The 23,573-nt window shown below is 41.1% G+C and carries 26 protein-coding genes and 4 tRNA genes; 19 read left to right on the top strand and 11 right to left on the bottom strand.

Annotated elements, in window-relative coordinates:
- The first annotated feature begins 1 nt into the window (after window position 1).
- From opp1C to SDEL_RS00155, 9 genes are all read left to right on the top strand, one after another.
- On the top strand, window positions 2-823 hold the full coding sequence (gene opp1C, locus SDEL_RS00115) for a nickel/cobalt ABC transporter permease (RefSeq protein WP_012855826.1): 822 nt from the start codon (window positions 2-4) through the stop codon (window positions 821-823).
- Window positions 820-1,638: an ABC transporter ATP-binding protein gene (locus tag SDEL_RS00120; RefSeq protein WP_012855827.1), complete on the top strand. Its 819-nt coding sequence runs from the start codon at window positions 820-822 to the stop codon at window positions 1,636-1,638. Before opp1C ends, SDEL_RS00120 begins: the two co-directional genes overlap by 4 nt.
- A complete protein-coding gene (locus tag SDEL_RS00125; RefSeq protein WP_012855828.1) occupies window positions 1,632-2,396 on the top strand; it encodes an ABC transporter ATP-binding protein in 765 nt (254 codons plus the stop codon). The genes SDEL_RS00120 and SDEL_RS00125 overlap by 7 nt, the downstream gene beginning before the upstream one ends.
- Before the next feature lie 9 nt (window positions 2,397-2,405).
- Window positions 2,406-3,707, top strand: coding sequence for an MATE family efflux transporter (locus tag SDEL_RS00130; RefSeq protein WP_012855829.1), 1,302 nt, complete (start codon window positions 2,406-2,408; stop codon window positions 3,705-3,707).
- A 166-nt stretch (window positions 3,708-3,873) separates the two neighbouring features.
- The gene (yedE, locus tag SDEL_RS00135; protein WP_012855830.1) at window positions 3,874-4,938 is read left to right on the top strand and encodes a YedE family putative selenium transporter; all 1,065 of its coding nucleotides are present in this window, start codon (window positions 3,874-3,876) and stop codon (window positions 4,936-4,938) included.
- 3 nt (window positions 4,939-4,941) lie between these two features.
- On the top strand, window positions 4,942-5,154 hold the full coding sequence (locus SDEL_RS00140; protein ID WP_012855831.1) for a sulfurtransferase TusA family protein: 213 nt from the start codon (window positions 4,942-4,944) through the stop codon (window positions 5,152-5,154).
- A complete protein-coding gene (locus SDEL_RS00145; RefSeq protein ID WP_012855832.1) occupies window positions 5,151-6,293 on the top strand; it encodes an aminotransferase class V-fold PLP-dependent enzyme in 1,143 nt (380 codons plus the stop codon). The genes SDEL_RS00140 and SDEL_RS00145 overlap by 4 nt, the downstream gene beginning before the upstream one ends.
- The gene (locus SDEL_RS00150) at window positions 6,290-6,508 is read left to right on the top strand and encodes a putative Se/S carrier protein (RefSeq protein ID WP_012855833.1); all 219 of its coding nucleotides are present in this window, start codon (window positions 6,290-6,292) and stop codon (window positions 6,506-6,508) included. The genes SDEL_RS00145 and SDEL_RS00150 overlap by 4 nt, the downstream gene beginning before the upstream one ends.
- 97 nt (window positions 6,509-6,605) lie before the next feature.
- Complete coding sequence (locus tag SDEL_RS00155) at window positions 6,606-7,298, top strand: MOSC domain-containing protein (protein ID WP_012855834.1); 693 nt, start codon at window positions 6,606-6,608, stop codon at window positions 7,296-7,298.
- A 55-nt stretch (window positions 7,299-7,353) separates the two neighbouring features.
- Here SDEL_RS00155 and SDEL_RS00160 read toward each other — a convergent pair whose 3' ends face one another.
- From SDEL_RS00160 to amrA, 4 genes are all read right to left on the bottom strand, one after another.
- Window positions 7,354-8,076 carry an HNH endonuclease family protein gene (locus SDEL_RS00160; RefSeq protein ID WP_012855835.1) on the bottom strand — a complete coding sequence of 241 codons (723 nt, stop codon included), beginning with the start codon at window positions 8,074-8,076 and terminating at the stop codon, window positions 7,354-7,356.
- Entirely contained in the window at window positions 8,076-9,398 is a 1,323-nt protein-coding gene (locus SDEL_RS00165; protein ID WP_012855836.1) for an AAA family ATPase, read from the bottom strand. Before SDEL_RS00165 ends, SDEL_RS00160 begins: the two co-directional genes overlap by 1 nt.
- 69 nt (window positions 9,399-9,467) lie before the next feature.
- Window positions 9,468-10,259: an AmmeMemoRadiSam system protein B gene (gene amrB, locus SDEL_RS00170; RefSeq protein ID WP_012855837.1), complete on the bottom strand. Its 792-nt coding sequence runs from the start codon at window positions 10,257-10,259 to the stop codon at window positions 9,468-9,470.
- Window positions 10,260-10,287: 28 nt separating this feature from the next.
- On the bottom strand, window positions 10,288-10,830 hold the full coding sequence (gene amrA, locus SDEL_RS00175; protein ID WP_012855838.1) for an AmmeMemoRadiSam system protein A: 543 nt from the start codon (window positions 10,828-10,830) through the stop codon (window positions 10,288-10,290).
- Window positions 10,831-10,922: 92 nt separating this feature from the next.
- Between amrA and SDEL_RS00180 the strand changes: the two genes are divergently transcribed.
- Together SDEL_RS00180 and SDEL_RS00185 are read left to right on the top strand one after the other, a co-directional pair.
- Window positions 10,923-11,321: a hypothetical protein gene (locus tag SDEL_RS00180; protein WP_012855839.1), complete on the top strand. Its 399-nt coding sequence runs from the start codon at window positions 10,923-10,925 to the stop codon at window positions 11,319-11,321.
- Window positions 11,322-11,324: 3 nt separating this feature from the next.
- On the top strand, window positions 11,325-12,221 hold the full coding sequence (locus SDEL_RS00185; protein WP_012855840.1) for a DMT family transporter: 897 nt from the start codon (window positions 11,325-11,327) through the stop codon (window positions 12,219-12,221).
- Here the strand turns inward: SDEL_RS00185 and SDEL_RS00190 are convergent.
- A complete protein-coding gene (locus tag SDEL_RS00190; protein WP_012855841.1) occupies window positions 12,187-12,759 on the bottom strand; it encodes a YqiA/YcfP family alpha/beta fold hydrolase in 573 nt (190 codons plus the stop codon). The genes SDEL_RS00185 and SDEL_RS00190 overlap by 35 nt on opposite strands.
- A gap of 198 nt (window positions 12,760-12,957) precedes the next feature.
- On the opposite strand from SDEL_RS00190, the gene SDEL_RS00195 reads away from it, so the two are divergent.
- Together SDEL_RS00195 and SDEL_RS00200 are read left to right on the top strand one after the other, a co-directional pair.
- A complete protein-coding gene (locus SDEL_RS00195) occupies window positions 12,958-13,242 on the top strand; it encodes a hypothetical protein (protein ID WP_012855842.1) in 285 nt (94 codons plus the stop codon).
- Window positions 13,243-15,327: a molybdopterin oxidoreductase family protein gene (locus SDEL_RS00200; protein ID WP_012855843.1), complete on the top strand. Its 2,085-nt coding sequence runs from the start codon at window positions 13,243-13,245 to the stop codon at window positions 15,325-15,327.
- A gap of 159 nt (window positions 15,328-15,486) precedes the next feature.
- Here SDEL_RS00200 and SDEL_RS00205 read toward each other — a convergent pair whose 3' ends face one another.
- From SDEL_RS00205 to SDEL_RS00230, 6 genes are all read right to left on the bottom strand, one after another.
- The gene (locus tag SDEL_RS00205; protein ID WP_012855844.1) at window positions 15,487-15,771 is read right to left on the bottom strand and encodes an XRE family transcriptional regulator; all 285 of its coding nucleotides are present in this window, start codon (window positions 15,769-15,771) and stop codon (window positions 15,487-15,489) included.
- Window positions 15,768-16,082 carry a type II toxin-antitoxin system RelE/ParE family toxin gene (locus SDEL_RS00210; RefSeq protein WP_041666198.1) on the bottom strand — a complete coding sequence of 105 codons (315 nt, stop codon included), beginning with the start codon at window positions 16,080-16,082 and terminating at the stop codon, window positions 15,768-15,770. Before SDEL_RS00210 ends, SDEL_RS00205 begins: the two co-directional genes overlap by 4 nt.
- A 212-nt stretch (window positions 16,083-16,294) precedes the next feature.
- Window positions 16,295-16,382: transfer RNA gene (locus SDEL_RS00215), tRNA-Ser, on the bottom strand.
- A gap of 31 nt (window positions 16,383-16,413) precedes the next feature.
- Window positions 16,414-16,487: transfer RNA gene (locus tag SDEL_RS00220), tRNA-Cys, on the bottom strand.
- 20 nt (window positions 16,488-16,507) lie between these two features.
- Window positions 16,508-16,595 (bottom strand) — tRNA-Leu (locus tag SDEL_RS00225).
- 25 nt (window positions 16,596-16,620) lie between these two features.
- A tRNA-Gly gene (locus SDEL_RS00230) sits at window positions 16,621-16,695 on the bottom strand.
- A gap of 130 nt (window positions 16,696-16,825) precedes the next feature.
- Between SDEL_RS00230 and ilvD the strand changes: the two genes are divergently transcribed.
- The 6 genes from ilvD to recJ all read left to right on the top strand — a co-directional run bounded on the left by ilvD (window position 16,826) and on the right by recJ (window position 23,566).
- Entirely contained in the window at window positions 16,826-18,505 is a 1,680-nt protein-coding gene (gene ilvD / locus SDEL_RS00235) for a dihydroxy-acid dehydratase (RefSeq protein ID WP_012855845.1), read from the top strand.
- Window positions 18,505-19,143 (top strand): MarC family protein, encoded by a 639-nt coding sequence (locus tag SDEL_RS00240; protein ID WP_012855846.1) that lies wholly within the window; start codon window positions 18,505-18,507, stop codon window positions 19,141-19,143. The genes ilvD and SDEL_RS00240 overlap by 1 nt, the downstream gene beginning before the upstream one ends.
- An 11-nt stretch (window positions 19,144-19,154) precedes the next feature.
- On the top strand, window positions 19,155-19,352 hold the full coding sequence (locus SDEL_RS00245) for a hypothetical protein (RefSeq protein WP_012855847.1): 198 nt from the start codon (window positions 19,155-19,157) through the stop codon (window positions 19,350-19,352).
- Window positions 19,353-19,408: 56 nt separating this feature from the next.
- A complete protein-coding gene (gene galU, locus SDEL_RS00250; protein ID WP_012855848.1) occupies window positions 19,409-20,278 on the top strand; it encodes a UTP--glucose-1-phosphate uridylyltransferase GalU in 870 nt (289 codons plus the stop codon).
- A 71-nt stretch (window positions 20,279-20,349) separates the two neighbouring features.
- Window positions 20,350-21,990 (top strand): CTP synthase, encoded by a 1,641-nt coding sequence (locus SDEL_RS00255; RefSeq protein ID WP_012855849.1) that lies wholly within the window; start codon window positions 20,350-20,352, stop codon window positions 21,988-21,990.
- Complete coding sequence (recJ, locus tag SDEL_RS00260) at window positions 21,983-23,566, top strand: single-stranded-DNA-specific exonuclease RecJ (protein ID WP_012855850.1); 1,584 nt, start codon at window positions 21,983-21,985, stop codon at window positions 23,564-23,566. Before SDEL_RS00255 ends, recJ begins: the two co-directional genes overlap by 8 nt.
- The last annotated feature ends 7 nt before the right edge of the window (window positions 23,567-23,573 follow it).

The raw sequence follows: 23,573 nt of genomic DNA on the forward strand, positions 1-23,573 counted from the left end.
CATGAAGCGACTGTTGAGTGATAAATTAGCGATTTTAGCGCTGTCGATTTTGGCAACGGTGGTGATGATGGGAGTTTTTGCTCCTTTTTTTAGCTTGTATGACCCGCTAGAGCAGAACATTGCCTTTAAATTTGCGGGGATGTCGTGGGAGTATCCTTTGGGGACAGATCATTTGGGGCGGTGTATCTACTCACGTTTGGTCTTTGGGATTCGCAACACCGTCTTTTTGGCGATGCTCACGATGGTATGTACCATTGGCATTGGCGTTGTCATAGGGGTGATTTCGGGCTATTACAAAGGTGTGGTCGATGAGATGATGATGCGCTTTTGCGATGTGATGCTCTCTTTTCCCAGTCAAGTGATGATTTTAGCCATTGTGGGTGTTTTGGGTGTGGGCATTGAAAATATCATTATTGCGAACATTGTTATTAAGTGGACGTGGTATGCGAGAATGATTCGAGGGATGGTGGCAGGCTATAACTATAAAAACTATGTGCTTTTTGCTAAGACGATTGGCAAGAGCGATAGGTTTATTATCGCACGGCATCTGCTTCCTAACATTAGCTCTGAAATTGTCGTTTTAGCCACGCTTGATATGGGTTGGGTTATCATTAACATCTCAACACTCTCCTTTTTGGGCTTAGGGATTCAGCCGCCTTTTCCTGAATGGGGTGCGATGCTCAGTGAAGCTAAAAATGTCCTCATGTCCAATCCTTCGCAAATGATAGCCCCAGGGCTTGCCATTTTGGTGGTGGTGGCGAGTTTTAACATTTTAGGCGATGCTCTGCGAGATATGCTAGATGTAAGAGGAGCTAACAAATGATACTCGAGGTGAAAAACCTGTGCGTGAGTGTGCGCACGAAACAAGGCTTGCACCCTTTGGTGCGTGATGTTACTTTTACCTTAGAGAAAAATCACTGTTTAGGCATTTTAGGTGAGTCTGGCAGTGGAAAAAGTATTACATGTAAAGCGGTGATGGGGTTGTTGGATGAGCGTTTTCACGTTGAGGGTGAAGTGTGGTTTAATGGCAAAGATATTTTAAAAATGTCGCCTAAAGAGCGAACACTGATTCGGGGTAAAGAGATATGTATGATTATTCAAAACCCCATGACGGCATTTAATCCTCTCTTTAACATGGAAAATCAGCTCTTAGAAACCCTGCAAAGTCATTTACATGTAAAAGAGAAAAAAGCGCTTTTGAGCCTGATATTAGAGTCGTTTGAGAAGATGAACCTCAGTGATGGCGAGGCGATTTTAAAGAAGTACCCGCATCAGCTTAGCGGGGGTATGTTGCAACGCATTATGATAGCGCTTTGTATTGCGCTGAATCCCTCTGTCATTATTGCCGATGAGCCAACCACGGCGATTGATGTGGTCAATCAAGTCGAGGTGATTCGTGAGCTGAAAAAAGTACGTGAACTCTACCACACCAGCATGATTTTTATCTCCCATGATTTGAGCATTTTAAGCCAAATATCCGATGCCATGATGGTGATGCATCAAGGGGTGATTGTGGAGAAAGGTTTGGCAAAAGAGATTATCTTTTCCCCAAAAGAAGCCCCGACTAAGGAGCTTATCTCCACACGTCTTAAGCTCATTGAGGCGTTTAGAGCGTGTGTGAAGGAGTGTGTATGTTAGACGTGCAAGGAGTTGTGAAAGGGTACTATGAATCGCACGGGCTTTTTAAAAAAAAGCACAAAGCGGTTTTAAAAGGAGTCTCTTTACATGTAAAAAGAGGCGAATGCGTTGGGTTGATTGGTGAGTCTGGAAGTGGTAAAAGTACCCTTGGAAAAATTATTTTAGGGATTGAAAAAGCCGATAAAGGTAGCATCTCTTTTGAGGGTAAGAGCGAAAAAAGAGCGTATGAAAAAGAGATGAGCGTTGTGTTTCAAGACTATACCAGCTCCATCAATCCTCGCTTTCGCATCAAAGAGGTCATCGCAGAAGCCTTGGGTGAAAGTATTGCCTGTGCCAAAGAGAAACGTGGTTACATTGTTTCGCTCCTTGAAGAGGTAGGACTGGATACGTCGTTTTTAGAGCGTTATGCGCATGAGCTTAGTGGCGGTCAGCTTCAAAGGGTCTGCATCGCCAGAGCCATTGCGACAAAGCCTAAGTTTATTTTGCTCGATGAAGCGGTGAGTTCACTGGATGTTTCGGTGCAGTTGCAGATTTTGGAGCTTTTAAAAGCGCTCAAAAAGAAGCATAACCTCTCCTATTTGTTCATTACGCACGATGTGATGTGTGTGACTTATCTGTGCGATAGGGTGATTTTTTTTAAAGAGGGCGAATGTGTTGAAAGTGTCGATAAAATCGAAGATTTAAAGCATATTTCACACCCCTATTCCAAAAGTCTTTTAGGGGCTGTTGAAGCACTTGAAATTCCAAATTTTTGTTAAGGTTTTTTTGTGGGTTATAAAGAGTATTTAAGTATCGCCATTCCCTTTGTCATTTCGACTGTGACACAGCCTCTTTTGGGTGCGGTGGATACGGCGGTGATTGGGCGTTTGGGTGAGCCTGCTTTTGTGGGTGGTGTTGCCATTGGTACAGCCATTTTGAACACGCTTTATTGGTTGTTTGGTTTTTTGCGTGTGGGAACATCGGGATTTTCCGCACAAGCGCTGGGCTCTCAAAGTGAAAAGCAGATCTATTTTGCTTATTTTAGGCCTCTTTTTATTGCGCTGTGCATTAGCGTGATTTTTATTGGTTTGCATCAGCCTATTTTAGAGGGGGCGTTTGCCATTTATGAGCCTGAAAGTAGAGTTTTGGAGAGTACACAGACCTACTTTGAGATTTTGATTTGGGGTGCTCCTTTTGTTTTGATTGGGTATGTGAATTTGGGTTGGATTATGGGGCAAAAGCGCATTAAAGAGACGATGTGGCTTCAGATTTCAACCAATCTTATTAACATTATCCTCGATGTGGTGTTTGTCTTTTATTGTGATTTTGGCGTAGCGGGTGTGGCGTATGCAACCTTGATTGCTCAAGGGTATGCGTTTGTTTTAGGGCTTTGGTTTATCTCAAAAATCATCACCTTTAAGCGTATTGTTCATTTTAAAGAGGAGCTTCTGCACAAAGGTGAGCTTAAAAAAATTATGAGTGTCAATGGCGACTTGATGATTCGCACCGTCTGTTTGCTAGCCATGACCAATATGTTTGTCGCACGAGGCAACCGTTTTGGAGTGGAAATTTTGGCGGCAAATGCTATTTTGTTTCAGATTCAGTATATTATCTCTTATCTGTTCGATGGACTTGCCAATGCCTCAAGCATCTTTGCGGGGCGTGCCGTGGGGGCTAAAAACAAAGAGCAGTACCATGAAGTATTTCGGATTTCTAATGTGATGGTTTTTGGATTAAGTATGCTAGTGGCTTTGATGATAGTTCTTTTTGAGAAGCCTATGATTGCGCTTTTTACAGATATCGCTTCGGTGCAAACACTTTGTTTGGAGTACACCCTTTGGCTGGCGATTTTTCCTTTTTGTGTGGGAATTGGACTGGTCTATTATGGTGTTTTTACGGGTGCCACCTACACGAAGCCCGTGCGTGATTCGATGGTCTTTTCTCTCTTTATCTTTGTTGTTGCCTATTTTAGTTTTATCCCCTACTTTGATAATCACGGCTTATGGTTGGCGTTTATTCTCTTTAGTGCTGGGCGTAGTTTCTTTCTTTTTAGAGAGACGAAAAAGCTGGAGCGTCACTCCTTCTCGTAAAGCGTACCCTTTAGTACGCTTTACATGTAAAACGTAAAAACGTCACATCTTTTAATGTTTAATCAGCAAAAAGAGTATAAGATATGCCCTTCAAACTTCTTAAACAGTGCTAAGGTTTAGCAAACGTTATTACTTCAATGTAAAATTCATTTTTCAAGGTTTTTGTATGGTTAGAAAATTGGCGTATTGGCCTATCGTGGCTGGTGTCATTTTTGGTGTTGCCGCACCCTTATTGGCAAAATTTGGTAATCCTGGTAACATGGGTATGTGTGCGGCGTGCTTTTTGCGTGATATTTCAGGAGCGCTTGGATTTCACAGTGCGGCGATTGTGCAGTACATTCGTCCTGAAATTATTGGGCTTATTTTAGGAGCATTTGTCTCTTCTTTTTTGTTTAAAGAGTTTAAGCCTCGTGCGGGTTCTGCACCTTTAGCTCGCTTTTTCTTAGGCGTTTTTGCGATGATAGGCGCTTTGGTTTTTCTAGGATGCCCGTGGCGTATGTTTTTACGTCTCTCCGCAGGGGATTGGACAGCATTGGCGGGATTTGGTGGATTAATCGTAGGAATTTTAATGGGCATTTACTTTTTCAAAAAAGGGTTCTCTCTTGGACGTAACCGCCCTGCGCATCCTTTGGTGGGTTACATCATGCCTCTTTTTGGTGTGGTGCTTTTAGCTTTGCTTCTTTGGGGAATGTATGGCGAAGCAACGCCTGTGAAATTTTCAACCAAAGGCCCTGGATCCATGTATGCACCGTTGCTGATCTCTTTGGGTGTTGGCCTTTTATTAGGTTTTGTCTTTCAAAAAAGTCGTTTTTGTACCATTGCGGCTGTGCGAGATACCGTGCTTCTTAAAGAGACGCACATTTTACAAGGCTTGGTAGCGTTTGTCCTTTTAGCGTTTATCACCAACATGCTTTTGGGTCAGTTTCATGCGGGATTTGAGAAACAGCCCATTGCACATAACGATGCCTTATGGAACTTTTTAGGCATGGTACTCTCAGGTTTAGCATTGACATTAGTCGGCGGTTGTCCTGGTCGTCAGTTGGTTTTAAGTGGCGAGGGTGATAGCGATGCGGGTGTGTTTATTATGGGGCTTATTGTGGGAGCAGGCGTTGCGCACAATTTTGCTTTAGCGAGTTCCCCTGCTGGTATTGGTGCGAACGCTCCGTTTATGGTTTTTGCGGGATTAATTTTTTGTATTATTTTAGGCATTTTTGCCAAAGAGAGGAGATAAGTTATGGAAACCATTGATGTACGAGGGCTTTCATGCCCCTCCCCTGTGTTAGAAGTCAAACAAGCGATGGATAGAGGGGTAAAAAGCCTCAAAGTCTTAGCCGATTGTGGCACCGCGACTGAGAATGTGACCCGTTTTGCACGCAATGCGAATTACAGCGTGGATGTGAAAACATTGGATGATGGCACCACAGAGTTTACATTAAACGCTCAATGATTTACCTCGATAACGCTGCGACTACCTTTCCAAAACCTCCGTGTGTCACGGAGGCAATGGTCTCTTTTATGACCCAGATAGGAGCCAATCCAGGACGCAGTGCGCACACCCTCTCCATCGAATCTGCCACCGTGATGTTTCAGTGTCGTAAAGCGCTCTCAAAGCTTATCGGGCAGAAGGATTTTTTGCGTACCTTTTTTACCATGAATGCCACTATGGCAATTAACACCTGTTTGTACGGGCTTTTAAAAGAGGGAGATGTGGTTTTAACCACCTCTTTGGAACACAATGCCTTGATGCGCCCTCTTCGTATGTTGGAGAAAACCAGAGGCATTAAACTTCGCTTTATTCCCTCAGACTTTACATGTAAACTTGATAAAAAAGTAGCCAAAGAGCTTTCGCATGGGGTGAAACTCATTGCCTGTGTGCACGGGAATAATGTCACGGGTGCGCTCATGCCTTTGGATTTTTTTGCTACGTTAGCACGTGAAGCAGGAGCTTATTTGCTCGTGGATGCTTCGCAAAGTGCGGGACTCATTGATATAGATATGCAAAGAGATGGCATTGATATGCTCTGTGCCTCAGCGCACAAAGGGCTTTATGCGCCCATGGGGCTTGGCTTCTTTTCGCTTTCTTCACGCATGGATGTACTAGAGAGTTTTATGCAAGGCGGAACTGGAAGCAGGAGCGAAGAGGAGATACAGCCTGATTTGCTTCCTGATAAATACGAGAGTGGCACACCCAATATGCCAGCCATTGCAGGGCTTTTAGCCGCACTAAAATGGAGAGAAAGCATAGGGTATGAGGCGATGTATGCCCATGAGATACGTCATAGAACACAGCTTAAAGAGGCACTCAAAGCTTTAGATTCTGTGGTGGTATGTGATGTGCATGAAGCGTATGCCACCACAGGTGTGTTGTCATGGTATCCTAAAGCGCAGAGCCTTTCACGTATCGCACAAACGCTCAATAATCAGTATGGCATTTTAACCAGAGTGGGTCTGCACTGCTCGCCTGCAACGCATAAAAGCATTGGTACACTGCCATATGGTGGAACCATTCGCTTCTCACCCTCTTTTTTCACCACCGATGAAGAGATAGAAAGCGTCATTTTAGCGATGAGGGAGATAGCGCAGTGAGAGGGTATTTTTTACTTTTTACCACTTCAAGTGCCTTATATGCCCATGAACTTTTAGGTGAAATAGAAGCGTATAAAGTCTCGTTAGTCCCCACACCTAGAGAGTTTTCCAGTGATTGTGGTATGGCAGTGTATATCGAGGGCGAAGAGATAGAAACTGCCATGCACTGCTTGGATGAACACCGCATAGAGTACGAATTTAAAAGCGTTTCGTAAGGCTTGAGTGCTTTACATGTAAAGAGCGCATGACGTATATCATGGTACAAACCACCTCTTTACATGTAAAATACCCATTGACAGCTGAGGAGTGTATATGGAAGCCAAAGTCATCTCTTTACAAACAGGGCGTGTGCAACACTATGGCGATGCTAACAAAACAACTTTTTTTGAAAAAGCGTGGCAGAGCGGGTTTTTGAAAGAGCCTTGTGAGGGAAAAGTGCATGTGGGTTTTATGGGATTGGAGGGTGATGAAGTGGCTGATAGGCTTCATCATGGAGGCATTCATAAGGCTCTCTTTGCGAACAGTTATGAAAACTATCCGCATTGGGCAGAGTTTCTAGCCCTTCCCTCGTTGCCGTATGGTGCTTTAGGAGAAAATCTAACCCTAAGCGGTTTGCATGAAAGCAGTGTGATGTTGGGCGATATTCACACCATTGGTTCTGCTATTTTACAGGTTTCGCAACCTCGAAAACCTTGCTGGAAAATCTCACGCCGATGGAATCATCCTACCTTCACCCACGAAATTTTCACGAGTGGTTTGAGCGGTTGGTACTACACTGTTTTGCGTGAAGGAGAACTGCAAGCAGGAGAGAGCGTGAGTGTGCAAAGAGGCAGAGGTGACGCCATCTCAATTTGGGAGGCAAATGAAGCATTCAAAGAGCCTAACTTACACGCAAAAACCCTTGAAGCGATTTTAAACATTCCTTCTCTTGCCCCTTCTTATTATGAGAGCATTGAAAAACGTCTGCGAAACGAAAGCGATTTGGGGTACATGAAAGTTGAGTAAGTAAGATAGAAAAAGATTTGGTATAAATAAAAAAGAGACAATTGAAAAGGGAGCGTTATCGGTTTTTATTTAAAAAATAAATCGCAACTTGACAAAATTCAATGTATCCATCACTTTGTTTTCTTTGATATTTAGAAAGTTCAGTTTCAATTCTGCCTTTTTTAGTCCAATTATTTGTTAATCTCTTTAAAGCATTTATAATCGCTTCTCGTCGTGCTTTAAGATTTTGGCAATTAAGGTTTAAAACTTTGTGAATGTCATATCGAATGTTGGAATCTTCGTATAAATCAGCGTGATTGTTAAGTGTTTCTATCGTTTCAATTTTAATGAAATCCTTGTAGTAAATCAAACCTTTTGAGTTGAATCTAATATTTTGCATAATGCGATTTTCAAGGGGATTTGCAAATAACTGTCTTTCTTTTTGATACGCTGCTCTACTTTTATCGCAATGCAGGTTACCTTTGCAACTTTTACCTTCACAGACAGCTAAAAAATTATCGTAATTTATTTGATGTTGCTTTCCTAATTCAACACTGTCTTTTACGTAGTTTTGCCCTATAATATGCTCAATAGAAGCATTGGATAAACTTATTTTTTGCATGCAATAAGCGCAAAGATAGCCTTGCTCTTCTAGTAAAGAAGTGAGAACTTCATTGCGGATAAAGTCATTTTTTGAAACATTATTACTGACATCATCATAGGTGCTATCAGGAATTTTTTGTAGTTCAAGAAGTCTTCTATAGCCTACGCTATTCCTTTGTTTTTCAATAAATTTCATTACGGTTTCAACACATCTAACATCGTTTGCGCTTCAATCACAATAGCATCGCGCTCACCGTAATCTTTTTTAAGTTCGGTTAATAATTCTTCTGCTCTTTCTATATTCTCATCATCTAAAAAGCCAAAAAGATTATCTACTTTATCTTCATACTCTTGTGTTCTTTTGGGAACACCCATAAAATCATATAAAATTGAATTAATGTCTCGACCTTTAGAAAAAATCTCTGATTGAGACTGTTTGCCATCTTCTAAAACAATAATTTTTTCTTTTTCAATGCTTCTTAAGAGAATTGGGCTATGAGTCGTACAAATAAATTGAATATTAGGAAATACTTTTTGTAAATCACCGATAATTTTCATTTGCCATTTGGGATGTAAATGTAAATCTAGCTCATCAATAAGTACAACGCCAGAAGTGTTTTCACTTGCTTCTCCACCAAAATGAGGATTTAAAATAGCAGCTCTTCTTGCAATGTCACAAAACAATCCTAAAATGGTTCTTTGCCCATCACTAAGGTGCTCAAAAGGAATAGACTTGTCTTCAAAATCGACAATAACACGACCTTCTTCAAAATCAAAACTTATATCGGTACAGTTTTCAAGAGCGTTTCTGACAGCATTTTTGATAGATAGTAAAACAGGGGTTTCTTCTTTTAGCTGAAGAGATGCCAATTCATGTTTTAAAAGCCATTCGCCTATCGCTTCATGATTTGCCCCGGTATGGAAACAATCGACATAAGGATCAAAACGTGAGTATTGTGCTTTAGCAGAAGCTTCAATATTGAGTTGATTTTTTGCGAGCCACAATCTATCACATTCATAAACAGCTATTAATGGCAAATCGAAAGTTCGTCCTTTATCTACATAATTTAAGATATCAGAGCCAAGAGTATTAAAATTAAGCGAATACCACGTAGAAAAAGTTCCGTCTGCTGGGTTTTCATATTGAATTGAACCACTTAAGCTTGTCTCTTGATTTTCTTGTCTTCTCCTCGTCCATTCTACATTGGCCTTACGGTCATTAGAATATCTATTTATAACTCGTGCTTCACCGTAAGTTTTGATTAGAGTATCTTTAGTTTTATCAAATCGTCCATCTTTTTGAATTTCTCTGATCTCATTTTTTTCTATAGGACGTAAGTTTCTATCGTCTTTAATATATGCATTCGCCCAGCCACCAAGCGCAACAGCAAGTGCTCGTAAAAGTGAGCTTTTACCGCTTCCGTTGATACCAATAATGAGATTGAAATGTTCATTGAAGCTAAATTCTACTTTATCAAACAATTTAAAATTTTCTATTTCTATTTTATCTATTCTCATGTGATAGGGCTTTCTTGTTAAATGATGGATATTTTAGCAAAAATGTTAGAAACAAATGTATATTTATTTCTACCCCAGCACAAACGACGTATATCCGACCACACGACTCGCATCGCCACTGCGATCAAAACTGGTGCGGTAATCTAAAAAGTGGGGTTTTAGGTGATGCTTTTCTGCTACATGTACCAGTGCTTTAATCCCCGTAATGCCACAGGCTTCACATCCGTTTGAGAGGGCAGGAAGGTCGAGATTTTGGATGGCTTGAATGCAGTGATTGTCCAGCTCATTTGCTTCTTCTTCACTATGAAAATGGCTCAAATCAGTACTCACCACCAGTAGTCTCCCCTCTTCTTTTAGTACCTCATCCATCAGATTGGAAAGTTCCCCATGGGTGATGTCGCCATAGACGATTTCAACGACTTTGACATGTTTGAAATAGTGGCGAATAAAAGGCATTTGCACCTCAGTGGAGTGTTCTTCATGCGCACTAGGATGAAAGCTAAGAAATGAAAAGCGTTTTTGCAGTGCATGGGAATACTCTAAATCAATCGCAATCTCCCCGCATGGGGTATGATAGCTCTCATAAAGAGCAATGGAAGCCCCTTCAAGATAGATGCGATGACTAGGGCCTATAACGACCACACAGTGAATATCAGAGCGTTTAGAAGCGGTGTAGTGGTAAGCGAGGTTGGCTGTGTACCCGCTGTAAACGTACCCTGCATGAGGAACAATGAGCGCTTTGGGTACAATCGTACATGTTGGCTCTTTGATTTGACTCTCAAAGTGAGTGATAAAGGCTTTAATATCGTGGCAACTTTCTGGATAAAACATGCCAGCGACAGCAGATTTTCGTGTTTTCATCCACGTGTTCTCCTTTTACATGTAAAGCTTACGCTATTTTTTCAACCCTGTATCGTGAAATTTTTGGGTGCACATCTAAACAATCTGAGTCCATGCCCGCTTTGTAACATAGATGAGAAAAAAAGTGCTCAAACGTTGGCAACTGTTCCCATACTTGAGGTAAAAAAGTGGCTTTGTGGGCTCCATACTCTAAAATAATACCATCACTTCCTATAATGACTTTCGACTTTAAATCCTCAGTTGTGCTGTATTCAATCACTTCAGGCTCACTTAGAAGAGAGACTTCTATCTTTACATGTAAAAACTCTTGCGCACTTAAAGGATAAAAGCGTGGGTCATCAAACGCAGCCGCTTTGGCATTGTAAATGAGATCATCTAAAAGTGAGCGATGGGCAACCAATGAGCCAATACACCCACGCAGTGCTCCATGCAGAGTGAGGGTAACAAAGGTTGCTTTAGGGTTTGAAAGTTCAGGATATTTTTCTAAAAGAAGTTTTTTATCGAGGGTGTTGGTTTGTTTTAAGCCATCACTAATGGCTTGTTTTGCGATGCTTAGGATTACATTTTTCATCTTGCCTCCTTCGTCTAAGGTATTATAGAGCAAATTTTTACATGTAATGTTAAAAATGGTACACTTTGCCTTTCTTTTAAAGGAGTTTTTGGATGAAACACACACTATCTCTTATTCTTTTTGCTGCTCTTTTTTCAGGGTGTAGCATGAGTTTGAATTACACATTTTGGAGTCAAAAAGCACCGGAGCCAACAGTAGCTGTGGTCAAAGAGATGAAAATAGCCCCTGCCAATCCTTTATTGATGTACGAACTTGATATAACAGAGCGTCCGTATACCAGTTTAGGCGAAATAGAAGTAAGCCTCACGAAACTCAATCCTTGGGGAAAAGAACCCACCAAAGAAGAAGCCGAAGCCAAACTCAAAGAAGAAGGCTTGAAAAAAGGCGCTGATGCGCTTATTTTTGTGCGTTATGAAAAAGTGGGTGTCTCTTACAATCGTTGGAGTGGCATCGAAGCTAAAGCGCAAGCTGTGAAGTTTTCACGCTATTAAATCATGAACAACAAAAATATTTTTTATCTTTTACTCTTTTTTGGCATGATTGCATGGGGTGGTTCATGGGTGAATGTGAAAGTTTTAGGAGACTATATCAGTGCGTATGAGATGATTTTTATGCGTTTTGGCATTACCGCACTTACGATGGTTCCTATCATTATCTGGTTAAAACACTCGTTTAAAATCGACCTTAAAAGTTTGGGCTTAGTAACCCTTGTTTCCATCACGCTCATTTTCTATAACAAATACTACTATTTGGGAACAAAATTTGGCACAGCCTCCCTAGGTGGTGCGATGGTCACCACACTGATTCCTATTTTGACCTTTGTTTTTTTAGCGCTTTTAGGCAGTAAAAAAGTGAGTAAAAAAGATGCTCTAGCCCTCTTTATTGGAGCGATTGGGGTACTCACAATGATGCATATTTGGAGTTTTGATACGGAGCGTATCTTTGTCATACAAAACCTCTACTTTCTACTCGCAGCGATTTTATGGGCGATTTTGACCATTATCAGTTCCAAATCCACAAAGATTTCACCCATTGTGTTTACCTTTTACATGTACATTATCACGGTGGCTTTGGATTGGCTCTTTTTTGTGGATGTGCGTTCGATGGCATTTGAGACGTTTGATGGTATCTTTTGGCTCAATATAGCGCTCATCTCCCTTGCCGCCTCCACGTTTACCAATACCATCTACTTCTTAGGCATTGAAAAACTAGGTGCGGCAGAGGTGAGTTCGTTTATTTTTTTGGTTCCTTTTTCAGCCATCATTTTAAGTGCCATTTTTCTGGGTGAAAAACTTGATGGGTTTATTATTTTAGGAACGATTTTGACACTTTTTGCGGTGAAGATGCTCAATAATATTAGAGTTTTAAAGCGACGCCCAAAAAGCGTTTAATGCTCTGCATATGGCGCTCAAGTCCCTCAAAGCTATGAGTGCCACCCTCTTCAACAATCATCTTCGACCCCTCTAAAACCTCTAGCGCTTCTTCGTAGTCTAAGACCTCATCGCCTTTTTGAAGTAAAACGAGAAGATTTTCAAGGTTTGGCTCTTCGATTTCATAACTCTCCAACATCTCTAAGTGTCCTTCATTCCACTCATAGCTTGAGTTATCGTAGTAGTTCACCCCATGATTTAAGGCACGCTCTAAGGTCTCAGGCGCATTCACCGCTGGGTTAATCAGTACGGCTTTGAGATTGTATTTATCGCCCAAATAGAGTGCGTAGTAGCCACCCAGTGATGCTCCAATGAGATGCACAGGCTCGTGCTCCATGTAGGATTCGATAAGTTCACTGAGTGTTTTAATAGCAAGGTCAGGGATAGTCGGCAAGGATGGCGCAATAAAACGAATGTTATTTTCTTGGCAATACGCACGAAGCAACTTCGCCTTACTCGCCTCCCCGCTTGAGCCAAATCCGTGAATGTAAATAATCATGTTGAGCCTTTAAAAATAAACGAATAAAATAAGCACCAAAAGTGCGTGGGCTTTCTGCCGAAGAAAACCTAGTGTTAACGTAGTTTTTAAAGCTTTGCTTTGAAAACGTGTGTAGAGTTCTGTTAAGAACTCTACTAAATGGAGTATAGCAAAAGTTTCGTTAGGCTATAATACGCGTAATAACTAAGAGAGGGTAAGATGAAATTGGAAGTATTAGAGGCACGAAAAATTATCACCATGGTCATGGGCGATAAGCGAGCGTTAAGTAAAACCGATGCCGAGTTGGGGCTGATTTTAAAGAAAAGATTGACCAAAAAAGAGTGTGCTGTTTTAAATGCGGAAGCTACCAAAAGCGATAAAAACGCTCTGATGGCTGAGCAAAAAATTGATGAAATACGGTATGAAGCACTTAAAGCATCTGCCATTAAAAAGATGAAAAATGAGTCTGTACACGGGGACTTTTACTATACCAAAGGCGAATAGATGGAACATGTGGATGTGATTGATAGCGTTTGTACCTATTGTGGCGTAGGGTGTGACATCAGTGCGAGTGTGAAAGAGAATAAAATCATTGATATTTCAGCGCATCCTGAGGGTGTTGTGTCTCAAGGAAATTTGTGTGTCAAGGGCAAATACGGTTACGCTTTTTTAGATGCGCATGATCGTCTAAAAACCCCACGCATTCGCAAACGGTTTTTGGAAGATAACCCTAAAATCTACGATGCGATTGCTTTACATGTAAAGCCTTTAGATGAGACGTGGAGTGAGGTAAGCTTAGAGGGTGCCACCACGGCGGCTGCGATGAAACTCCAAGAGATTCAAAAAAAGTATGGCTCAAAAAGTATCTGCTCCATTGGTGGGGCTAGAACTTCGTGTGAAAGCTCTTATCTGCTTCAAAAGTTCACCCGTCAAACGCTAGGTTCTCCGCATGTCGATAACTGCGCACGCATTTGCCATGCACCCAGCCTAAAAGGGATGCGCACCACCATTGGTGAAGGGGCTGCGACCAATCCGTACAATGATATTTACAATGCTGAGTTTATGATCGTGTTTGGCTCAAATACCACCGAAGCCCATCCGATTATTGCCAATCGTATTGTGGATGTGGCAGGCAAACATGACAATCTAGCCGTGTTTGATGTACGAGAAATTACCCTACACCGCTTTGCCAAATACAAAGGCATTATCCCTCATGAAGCCAATCTACTTGTTTTAAACATGATGGCGTATGTGATTATTACCGAAGAGCTTTACAATGAGCATTTTTTAGCAGATCGTACCAAAGGCTTTGAAAGCTTTAAAGAGAAAATTTTAAACGACCCGTATGCCAATCCAGCCTACTTTGAGAAACTTGAGGGATATGAAAGCTTAAGTAAACTGATTCCTAAAGTCGCTCGTGAATATGCCCTTAAAAAGTCGATGATTTTTTGGGGTTTAGGCGTGACCGAGCATATTGATGGCTCATACGCCGTTATGGCAATTACGCATTTAGCTTTGATGACAGGCAACATCGGAAAACCAGGGGCAGGACTGATGCCTTTGCGTGGTCAAAACAATGTTCAAGGTGCGTGTGATATGGGGATGCTTCCTTACTATGACCCTGATTATCAAACGCCTAAAGAGATAGGTTTAATGACCCCTCAATTGGTGGATGAAATGCTCGATGGACGTATTAAAGCGGTGATTAATATGGGCGAAGATCTCACCCATGTGCACCCCAATAGCAACAAAGTCAACCACGCCCTTGATCAGGTAGAGTTTTTAATGGTGCAAGAGCTTTTTATGACCGATATTGCCAAACGTGCGGATATTGTCATTGGGGTGAAATCTGCCTATGAAAAAACAGGCGTGTATGTCAATGCCATGCGACGACTTCACCTCTCTCAACCGCTTGTCACGTCTGATTTGCCAGATGATTGGGAAGTGATTAAGCTTGTGGAGAATAAATTAGGCGGAAATTATACCTATGAAAACTCAAAGCAGATTTGGGATGAAGTGCGTGAAGTGGCATACAGACGCTTTTCGGGGGCGAGTTATAACAGACTAGAGCGTCACCGTATTCGTGGGCTACAATGGCCAGTTCACACGGAGGATACGCCTATTTTGCATCAGTTAGACTTTAGAACCGAAGATGGCTATGGCGAGTTTCACTACCACCAGTACGAGCTTCGAGGTATGGTACAGGAGTTGGTAGAAAAAAACCTGACAGGCTACTACCTCACCACAGGCAGAACCTTAGCTCAGTACAATAACGCTTCACAAACGAGTCGCTGTGACAAACTCCATAAACGCTACGATGAGACTGTTTTGTTCGTGCATGAGGATGACGCAAAAGATTTTACCAGTGATCGAGTCATGCTAAAAACCGCCTTTGGACAAAGCGCACCTATTAGCATTAAATTTACGGATAAAATAAAACCCAAAACACTGTTTTGCACCTTTCATCACGGAAAAGCAGGTATTAATCGCCTCTTTGGAGATAGAAGTGATGTTTTCACTCTTACTGCAGCATTTAAGTCCATTAAAGTAGAAATTATGAATGATGAAGATTCTAGAGATTCTTTTTAGAAAAGAGATAATGTAAGGGATTGTTTTTGAAGAAGTGGCCGGTGTCGCCAAGAGCGGAGTTACCAAGTAAAAAAGCGAACTATGTTCAAAGTGAGAATATCGACAAATATTATCGGGAGGTACGGGTATAGCTTTAAGATAGGGGAATTCCCCTATCTTTTAAACAAGAGCAATCGTTAGTTTTTTGCCTAGAGCTTGGCTAGCTGAAATTAATGTTGTAAGTGTTAATGATTCATTTGAGGGGCTTAATAACCGATCAACCGCAGCCCTGCTTGTGTGCATCATTTGTGCCAGTTTTGTTTTAGAAATTTTTTGAACTTTCATTTCTTGTTCTAATTGATAAGCAATGATTCTTTTAATAGCAGCATCATTTACTTCCTCATAGATACCTTCTTCTCTCAAAAATTCATCAAAATCACTTTTCATATTTGGTTGTAATTTCATTTTATATCCTTTAATCTACTTAAAGCTAAATCAAGATCGCTTTTTTCTGTCTTTTGCGTTTTTTTAATAAACGCATGCAGCAGTACCATGTATTCGTCGATAACAGCGAATATAACTCTTGCAATTCTTTTGTCTGATATATTGCTTCTCACTTCAAAAAGCTTTTTACCGAGACCCTTACATGTAGGCATACCTATTGGCCATCCATACTCTACAGTTTTAATATCTTCACCAATGATTTTTCGATCATCTTTGGTAAGAGATAACAACCATTCTCTAACGGGTTTATTTCCGTTATTTGTTTCATACAAATATCGAAGTGATTTTTTTCATAGTAAAATTGTATCAAAAATGGTACATAAAGGTCAATAGATTAATTAGTTATTGAATGGATCGTAATAGGTTCTTTAAGAAAAATATTGAATTTCTAGATAGGTTTTGTTGGAAAGAAGCTTTTTTGATTTTTCTTAAATTGCGTTATAACATCGATAAAATGGGAGTTTTGAAGGAGCTTAAGGAGTAGTGGCCGGGAGAGAGGGATTTGAACCCCCGGAGGTATTACCCTCAACGGTTTTCAAGACCGCCGCATTAAGCCGCTCTGCCATCTCCCGACAGATATAAAGTATTGATTCATTATTAAGGTGGAGGCGACACCCGGATTTGAACCGGGGATCAAGGCTTTGCAGGCCCATGCCTTACCGCTTGGCTATATCGCCGCCGAATCCATATAAAGTGGTGGTGCCCGGAGCCGGATTTGAACCGGCACAGGAAAAACTCCCGAGGGATTTTAAGTCCCTTGCGTCTACCAATTTCGCCATCCGGGCGACGCTTTTCTTTTTTTATAACGTATGGAGCGGGAAACGAGGTTCGAACTCGCGACCCCGACCTTGGCAAGGTCGTGCTCTACCACTGAGCTATTCCCGCATCTTAAAAAAGAGATGAGAGTATATCAATTTTTTTTTAAAATGTAAAGCTATTTTGAGAAATTCTTTTACATGTAATGTTTTTTAGAGTCGTTTTGCTATAATTCTGAAAATTTTTTAAGGATAAAATGATGCGTAGTGATCAGGTGAAAAAAGGGTATAACAGAGCGCCTCATCGAAGTTTGTTTCGAGCAACGGGGTTGAAGGATGAGGATTTTAGTAAGCCATTTATTGGTGTGGCAAATTCGTATATCGATATTATTCCTGGTCACTTTTTCTTGCATGAGTATGGGGTGATTATAAAAGATGAGATTCGTAAAAACGGCTGTGTGCCCTTTGAGTTTAATACCATTGGCGTGGATGATGGTATTGCGATGGGGCATGATGGTATGCTTTATTCCTTACCAAGTCGAGAGTTGATTGCCAATTCTATTGAAACGGTAATGAATGCGCATAAGCTTGATGCGATGATTTGTATTCCTAACTGCGATAAAATTGTACCAGGTATGATTATGGGGGCACTTCGTGTCAATGTTCCAACCGTATTTGTCAGTGGTGGTCCTATGAAAAAGGGTTACACCAAAGAGGGGAATCCCATTGACTTAGCAACAGCGTTTGAAGCGGTGGGTAAATTTGAAATGGGTGAAATGAGTGAGGCGGAGTTGACTGATATTGAGTGCAATGCGTGTCCAAGTGGGGGTTCATGTTCAGGTATGTTTACCGCCAATAGTATGAATACACTGATGGAAGCGATGGGTATAGCACTTCCAGGTAATGGAACCATTCCCGCATTAACGCCTGCGCGTGAGGTTCTTATTCGTGCTGCGGCAAAGCGTGTGTGTGAAATTGCTTTAGATGAGCGATTTAACATTCGTAATATTTTAAATGAAAAAGCGGTACGCAATGCTTTTGCGATTGATATGGCGATGGGCGGAAGTTCTAACACCGTTTTACATATGTTAGCGATTGCCAAAGAGGCAGGTGTGGATTTTGATATAAAAGATATTAACGAAATCAGTAAAAATATTTCACATATTGCCAAAATTTCACCATCACTTTCAACGGTACATATGGAAGACATTAACCGTGCGGGTGGTGTGAGTGCGGTGATGAAAGAGGTGAGCCGTAGAGACAATGGGGTTTTGTTTTTAGATAATTTAACGGTAACGGGTGAGAGCATGGGTGAGCGTATTGCGCATGCGGAAATTAAAGATACGACGATTATTCATACCTTAGAAAACCCGTACTCAAAAGTGGGTGGACTTGCGATTTTATTTGGTAATTTAGCGTTAGAGGGATGTGTGATTAAAACAGCGGGGATTACAGGTTCACGTCAGTTTGTGGGCAAAGCTGTCTGTTTTGATTCACAACAAGAGGCGATTTCTGGCATTATTGGTGGAAAAGTCAAAAAAGGTGATGTGGTGGTGATTCGCTACGAAGGTCCTCGTGGAGGTCCTGGTATGCAAGAGATGCTCTCTCCTACAAGTTTGATTATGGGTATGGGATTGGGAGCGGATGTTGCGTTGATTACGGATGGACGTTTTTCTGGCGCAACCAGAGGTTTGAGCATTGGGCATGTGAGTCCAGAGGCGGCTGAGGGCGGTTTGATTGGATTGTTGCACGATGGTGATACGATTCAAATTGATGTGGATGCGTATACGATTGAGGCGCTGATTGATGAAAATGAGTTAGCCAAACGAAGAGCAACATTTAAACCCCATGTGAAAAAGATTGAAGGCAGTTGGCTGAAACAGTATCGCCAATTAGTCACTAACGCAAGCAATGGCGCTGTGTTAAAGACTGATATTTAATGACAGAGTTTTTTAATTTACTGTTACAGCATACCATCACCATGATGGCGATTGTCGATCCTTTGGGAGTGAGTGCGATTATGCTCTCACTTTTGCCTCAAAGTACGACGAAAGAGCATATTGATAAAATTGCTAGGAAGGCAACACTTACGATTATTGTTGCGTTTTTTGTGGTGTTGATTAGTGGCAATTTTTTACTCAATTTATTTAGTATTGAGATTGATTCACTCAAGGTGATGGGTGGGATTATTTTATTGTTTACGGCGATTAAAATGGTTCAAGGTTCTATGGAATCAAAAAATCAGACGGAAGAAGAGCGAGAAGAAGCGATTAAAAATGACGAATTTTCAGTCATTCCTTTAGGTGTGCCTATTACCTTTGGTCCTGGGATTTTTGCGACGATTATTATTTTAAGAGGGCACAGTGAAGGTTTCATCTCTATCGCTGCGTTGATTATGGCGTATTTGATTGTGGCTTTGAGTGTTTATTTGGCGTTTAAAAACAGTATTTATATTCGCAAATACCTTGGTATTACAGGGCAAAAAATTGTCAGTCGTTTGATGGGACTTATTGTGGGTGCTATTGCGGTGCAGTTTATTGTGGGTGGTGTAAGCGTCTTGGTTAAACATTACATGTAAAAGGAAAGCAGATGAATCAAGGGGGTTGGACGTGTCCTCGTGATGTTGAGGGAGTCTGTGATATCATCAAAAAAGAGTGCGACCCTGGACACAAAGGGTGTGTTCTTTATGGAAAAGTCAAGTTTGCTTCAGAAGAAAGCCCTTCCAATGAAGCATTTGAAAAACGCATGGAGCGAAAGATGCGTGAAATGATGGAAGAGAAAGAATAAGCTCTTCAAGAGCAAAATTACGATAAAATCGCATATTTAATTTTTAGGAGTGATACGTGTCAAGTATCTCGAAATACAATAAAATCAATAATTTAAAATCCGTGAAAAAGTGTCTTTTCCCAGCCGCAGGGTATGGAACACGTTTTCTTCCTGCAACCAAAGCGATGCCCAAAGAGATGTTACCTGTTTTAACTAAACCTCTTATTCAATACGGTGTGGAAGAAGCCGTAAGTGCGGGTATTGATACGATGGCGATTGTTACGGGCCGTGGTAAAAGAGCGATTGAAGACCATTTTGACGTAAGCTATGAGCTTGAGCATCAGATTCGAGGAACCTCAAAAGAGAGTTACTTGACCGAAATTCGAAATCTCATTGATAATTGTACGTTTAGTTATACCAGACAGATTGAGATGAAGGGGTTGGGACACGCTATTTTAACGGGTAAAACGTTGATTGGTGATGAGCCATTTGCGGTTATTTTGGCCGATGACCTTTGTGACAATCAAGATGAAGATCCTGTGCTTAAACAGATGGTTGAAGTGTATGAAAAATACCGTTGTTGTGTCGTTGCCATTGAAGAAGTACCCAAAGAAGAGACCAATAAATACGGTGTGATTGATGGCAGAATCGTCGATGGAAATGAGTCGGTTTTACGTGTTTCTAACATGGTTGAAAAACCTGATCCTAAAGATGCCCCAACAAATCTAGCGATTATTGGACGTTATATTTTAACACCTGATATTTTTGAAGTCATTGAAAATACAAAGCCAGGCAAAGGCGGAGAAATTCAAATTACCGATGCTCTTTTAGAACTCGCTCGACAAGGCAAAGTGATCGCCTATAAATTCAATGGAAGACGTTTTGATTGTGGTTCTATTGAAGGATTTGTGGAAGCGACAAACTACTTTTACAACAAAGCAAACTAAGCAGATAAACCCTTTATTATCTTAGTTGAGATATAATCTTTCCAAAAAAATAACAGACAGGCGGAAAGATTATGTCCAATCAGGAAACGAAATATATATTTGTTACAGGTGGTGTTTTAAGCTCCCTTGGCAAGGGTATCGCAGCGGCTAGCATCTCTACTCTTTTAAAAAATGTTGGCTTTAAAGTCAGCATCCTCAAAGCTGATCCTTACATTAACGTTGATCCTGGTACCATGAGTCCTTTGGAGCATGGTGAGGTTTTTGTCACGGACGATGGCGCAGAAACCGACCTTGATTTGGGGCATTATGAGCGTTTCTTAGATGAAAATTTAACACAAGCCAATAACTTTACCACAGGACGTGTTTACTCTGCTGTTATTGAAAAAGAGCGACGTGGGGACTATTTGGGTAAAACCATTCAGGTGATTCCACATATCGTTGATGAGATTGCTAACCGTATTAAAGAGGCAGGTAAAGGTAAAGATATTTTAATCGTGGAAATTGGTGGAACCGTAGGTGACATCGAAGGGCTTCCCTTTTTAGAGGCGATTCGCTCTTTAAAAAGTGAAGTAGGTAAGCGAAGAGCGATGAATATTCACCTCACTTTAGTGCCTTTTATTAAAGCAGCGGGTGAGCTTAAAACCAAACCAACACAACACTCTGTTCAAGAGCTTCGTCGTATTGGTATTACACCTGATATGCTCATTTGCCGTTCTGAATACCCTCTTCCTAGAGAGTTACGCAATAAACTTGCTTTTTCATGCGGTGTTGAGCGAAATTCTGTCATTGAATGTTTGGATGCGACCACCATCTATCAAGTACCCCTTAACTTCTTAAAAGAAAATATTTTAACCCCGATTTCAGAAGCCTTAGATTTGGGCGTTTTAACCCCACATATGGATGATTGGGATGTGTTGGTGAAGCGTGTGATTGCGCCTCGTGATGAGCTTTTAATCGCCTTTGTGGGTAAATACATTGATTTAAAAGAGTCGTACAAATCATTAACAGAGTCTTTGATTCACGCAGGTGCACACCTCAATGCGAAAGTGAAAATTCGCTGGGTAGATTCTGAGGTCATTGAAGATAAAGGATGTGAGGATATTCTCTCTGAAGTGGATGGTATTTTGGTTGCAGGTGGCTTTGGTGAGCGTGGAGTCGTGGGTAAAATGCAAGCCATTCGTTATGCGAGAGAGCACAAAATCCCTTATCTTGGAATCTGCCTCGGAATGCAACTTGCGATGATTGAATTTGCACGTAACGTTTTACACATTGAAGATGCTAATTCGGCAGAATTTAATCCTACATGTAAAAATCCTATTATCTATTTGATTGACTCATTTATGGATGCGAGTGGTCAAAAACAACTGCGTACGTTCCAAAGTCCATTGGGTGGAACGATGCGTTTGGGTGGCTATGCGTGTGAAACGAAAGAGGGTTCTTTGCTTCGAGATGTTTATGCGGGTGAAAAGACAATCCGTGAGCGTCATCGTCATCGTTATGAAGCCAATCCTGCTTACCGTGAAGCGTTTGAAAAAGAGGGCTTGATCGTGAGTGGAGAGAGTGAGGGGTTGATTGAAGCGGTTGAACTTAAAGGGCATCCATGGTTTTTAGGGGTTCAGTTTCACCCTGAATTTACTTCACGTCTTACGAATCCAAATAAGACCATTTTAGCGTTTGCTAAAGCGGCGTTGATTCAACGTCAAAATGGCTAGGTTGCTGAGCAAAGAAGAGATTAGGCGGATTTTACAAAGTCGATTTGAAAATGATGATTGCACACGTTTAAATGAGATTCCAAAGCCCTCTTCTTTAAAAGATATTGCCAAAGCTTCTAAGCGCATTGTGCACGCCATGCAAAAGGGTGAGCGCATTGCGATTGTTGGGGATTATGATGTCGATGGTGTCATCTCCTCAGTTATCTTAAGCCAGTTTTTTGATGATTTACATGTAAATTATTCGTTAGTGATTCCCAATCGTTTTACGGATGGATACGGTCTTAATCCTGAGATTGTTGCCAAATTAGATGCTCAAGTGATTATCACCGTGGATAATGGCATTTCAGCGCTTGAAGCAGCCCAAATCTGTAAAGAACAAGGGATTGATCTGATTATTACGGATCATCACAATGTTCCAGAAGTTTTACCTGAAGCCTATGCGATTGTTAATCCTAAGCAAGAGGATTGTTGTTTTCCTCATTGTGAGATTTGTGGCGCGCAAGTAGCATGGTATTTGGTTGCGGCTTTGAAAGAAGAGTTGGGCATTGAGTATGACCTCTCCTCGTTTTTAGACTTGCTCTGCATTGCCATTATGGCGGATATGATGGAACTTGTGGGAATGAACCGTGTGATGGTCAAAAAAGGTATCATAGAGCTCAATCGCTCTAAACGCCCTGCTTTTGAGGCAATTAGGCAGTATTATGGCAAAGCTACTTTTGAGAGTGATGATATCTCTTTTTTAATCGCTCCACTGATTAATAGCTCTGGACGAATGGAAGATGCAAGGTTCTCTTATGAGTTTATTAAGTCCAAAAATGTCGATGAAGCACTCAAGCTTTTGGATTATATTGTCTCTTTAAATGAGGCGAGAAAAGAAGAAGAGCGTCTTTTATTTGAAGCCACGCTTCCTTTTGTCAGGGAGGATGAAAATATCATTGTGGTGTGGGGTGAAGAGTGGCATGAAGGCATTGTGGGGATTGTTGCTTCAAGGCTCTCCAAACGCTTCAAAAAACCTGCGATTGTTTTTTCGATTCGAGATGACAAGGCCAAAGGAAGCGCTAGAGGTGTTGGGGGTGTGAATATCTTGGAACTGATTCGGGCACAAGAGAAATTTTTAATTGGCTATGGTGGTCATAAGGGGGCAGCTGGTGTCTCCATTGAAGTGCATCATTTACCTTATTTCAAAGAGAAATTGGTGGAAGCAGCCAGTGTTTTAACGCAAGAGGAGTTAGAAGCCGATAATGACCTTTTGGGTGAAATTAGCGCAGATCAGATTGATTTTGAACTTTTGGAGATTTTGGAAAATCAAGAACCCTATGGGCAGAAAAATCCAAAACCAAGTTTTTTATTGCGTAATATTGGCGTGAAAGTTGATCGTCTTATTGGCAAAGAGGGACAACATTTAAAACTGATTTTGCAAGAAGGAAGTAATGCCCTTGAAGCACTTTTTTTCAATTACGATACCAAAGTGAAACAAGGCGATAAGGTTGATATCTTATTTACCCTCTCCCGCAATGATTATCGGGGTTTAGTAACGCCTCAGTTGATGATAAAACAAATCGTTAAGAAGCACTAAGGTGCTT

Source organism: Sulfurospirillum deleyianum DSM 6946 (genome assembly GCF_000024885.1).
Classification (GTDB): Bacteria; Campylobacterota; Campylobacteria; order Campylobacterales; family Sulfurospirillaceae; genus Sulfurospirillum; species Sulfurospirillum deleyianum.

Coding starts and splice junctions, on each gene's coding strand:
- SDEL_RS00140 (WP_012855831.1), top strand. CDS start 4,942: ATGGAAACCATTGATGTACGAGGGCTTTCATGCCCCTCCCCTGTGTTA.
- amrB (WP_012855837.1), bottom strand. CDS start 10,259: ATGAAAACACGAAAATCTGCTGTCGCTGGCATGTTTTATCCAGAAAGT.
- amrA (WP_012855838.1), bottom strand. CDS start 10,830: ATGAAAAATGTAATCCTAAGCATCGCAAAACAAGCCATTAGTGATGGC.
- SDEL_RS00205 (WP_012855844.1), bottom strand. CDS start 15,771: ATGAAATTACAACCAAATATGAAAAGTGATTTTGATGAATTTTTGAGA.
- SDEL_RS00255 (WP_012855849.1), top strand. CDS start 20,350: ATGTCCAATCAGGAAACGAAATATATATTTGTTACAGGTGGTGTTTTA.
- SDEL_RS00145 (WP_012855832.1), top strand. CDS start 5,151: ATGATTTACCTCGATAACGCTGCGACTACCTTTCCAAAACCTCCGTGT.
- opp1C (WP_012855826.1), top strand. CDS start 2: ATGAAGCGACTGTTGAGTGATAAATTAGCGATTTTAGCGCTGTCGATT.
- ilvD (WP_012855845.1), top strand. CDS start 16,826: ATGCGTAGTGATCAGGTGAAAAAAGGGTATAACAGAGCGCCTCATCGA.
- SDEL_RS00165 (WP_012855836.1), bottom strand. CDS start 9,398: ATGAGAATAGATAAAATAGAAATAGAAAATTTTAAATTGTTTGATAAA.
- SDEL_RS00240 (WP_012855846.1), top strand. CDS start 18,505: ATGACAGAGTTTTTTAATTTACTGTTACAGCATACCATCACCATGATG.
- yedE (WP_012855830.1), top strand. CDS start 3,874: ATGGTTAGAAAATTGGCGTATTGGCCTATCGTGGCTGGTGTCATTTTT.
- SDEL_RS00200 (WP_012855843.1), top strand. CDS start 13,243: ATGGAACATGTGGATGTGATTGATAGCGTTTGTACCTATTGTGGCGTA.
- SDEL_RS00120 (WP_012855827.1), top strand. CDS start 820: ATGATACTCGAGGTGAAAAACCTGTGCGTGAGTGTGCGCACGAAACAA.
- SDEL_RS00245 (WP_012855847.1), top strand. CDS start 19,155: ATGAATCAAGGGGGTTGGACGTGTCCTCGTGATGTTGAGGGAGTCTGT.
- SDEL_RS00195 (WP_012855842.1), top strand. CDS start 12,958: ATGAAATTGGAAGTATTAGAGGCACGAAAAATTATCACCATGGTCATG.
- SDEL_RS00185 (WP_012855840.1), top strand. CDS start 11,325: ATGAACAACAAAAATATTTTTTATCTTTTACTCTTTTTTGGCATGATT.
- recJ (WP_012855850.1), top strand. CDS start 21,983: ATGGCTAGGTTGCTGAGCAAAGAAGAGATTAGGCGGATTTTACAAAGT.
- SDEL_RS00125 (WP_012855828.1), top strand. CDS start 1,632: ATGTTAGACGTGCAAGGAGTTGTGAAAGGGTACTATGAATCGCACGGG.
- SDEL_RS00190 (WP_012855841.1), bottom strand. CDS start 12,759: ATGATTATTTACATTCACGGATTTGGCTCAAGCGGGGAGGCGAGTAAG.
- SDEL_RS00180 (WP_012855839.1), top strand. CDS start 10,923: ATGAAACACACACTATCTCTTATTCTTTTTGCTGCTCTTTTTTCAGGG.
- SDEL_RS00155 (WP_012855834.1), top strand. CDS start 6,606: ATGGAAGCCAAAGTCATCTCTTTACAAACAGGGCGTGTGCAACACTAT.
- SDEL_RS00160 (WP_012855835.1), bottom strand. CDS start 8,076: ATGAAATTTATTGAAAAACAAAGGAATAGCGTAGGCTATAGAAGACTT.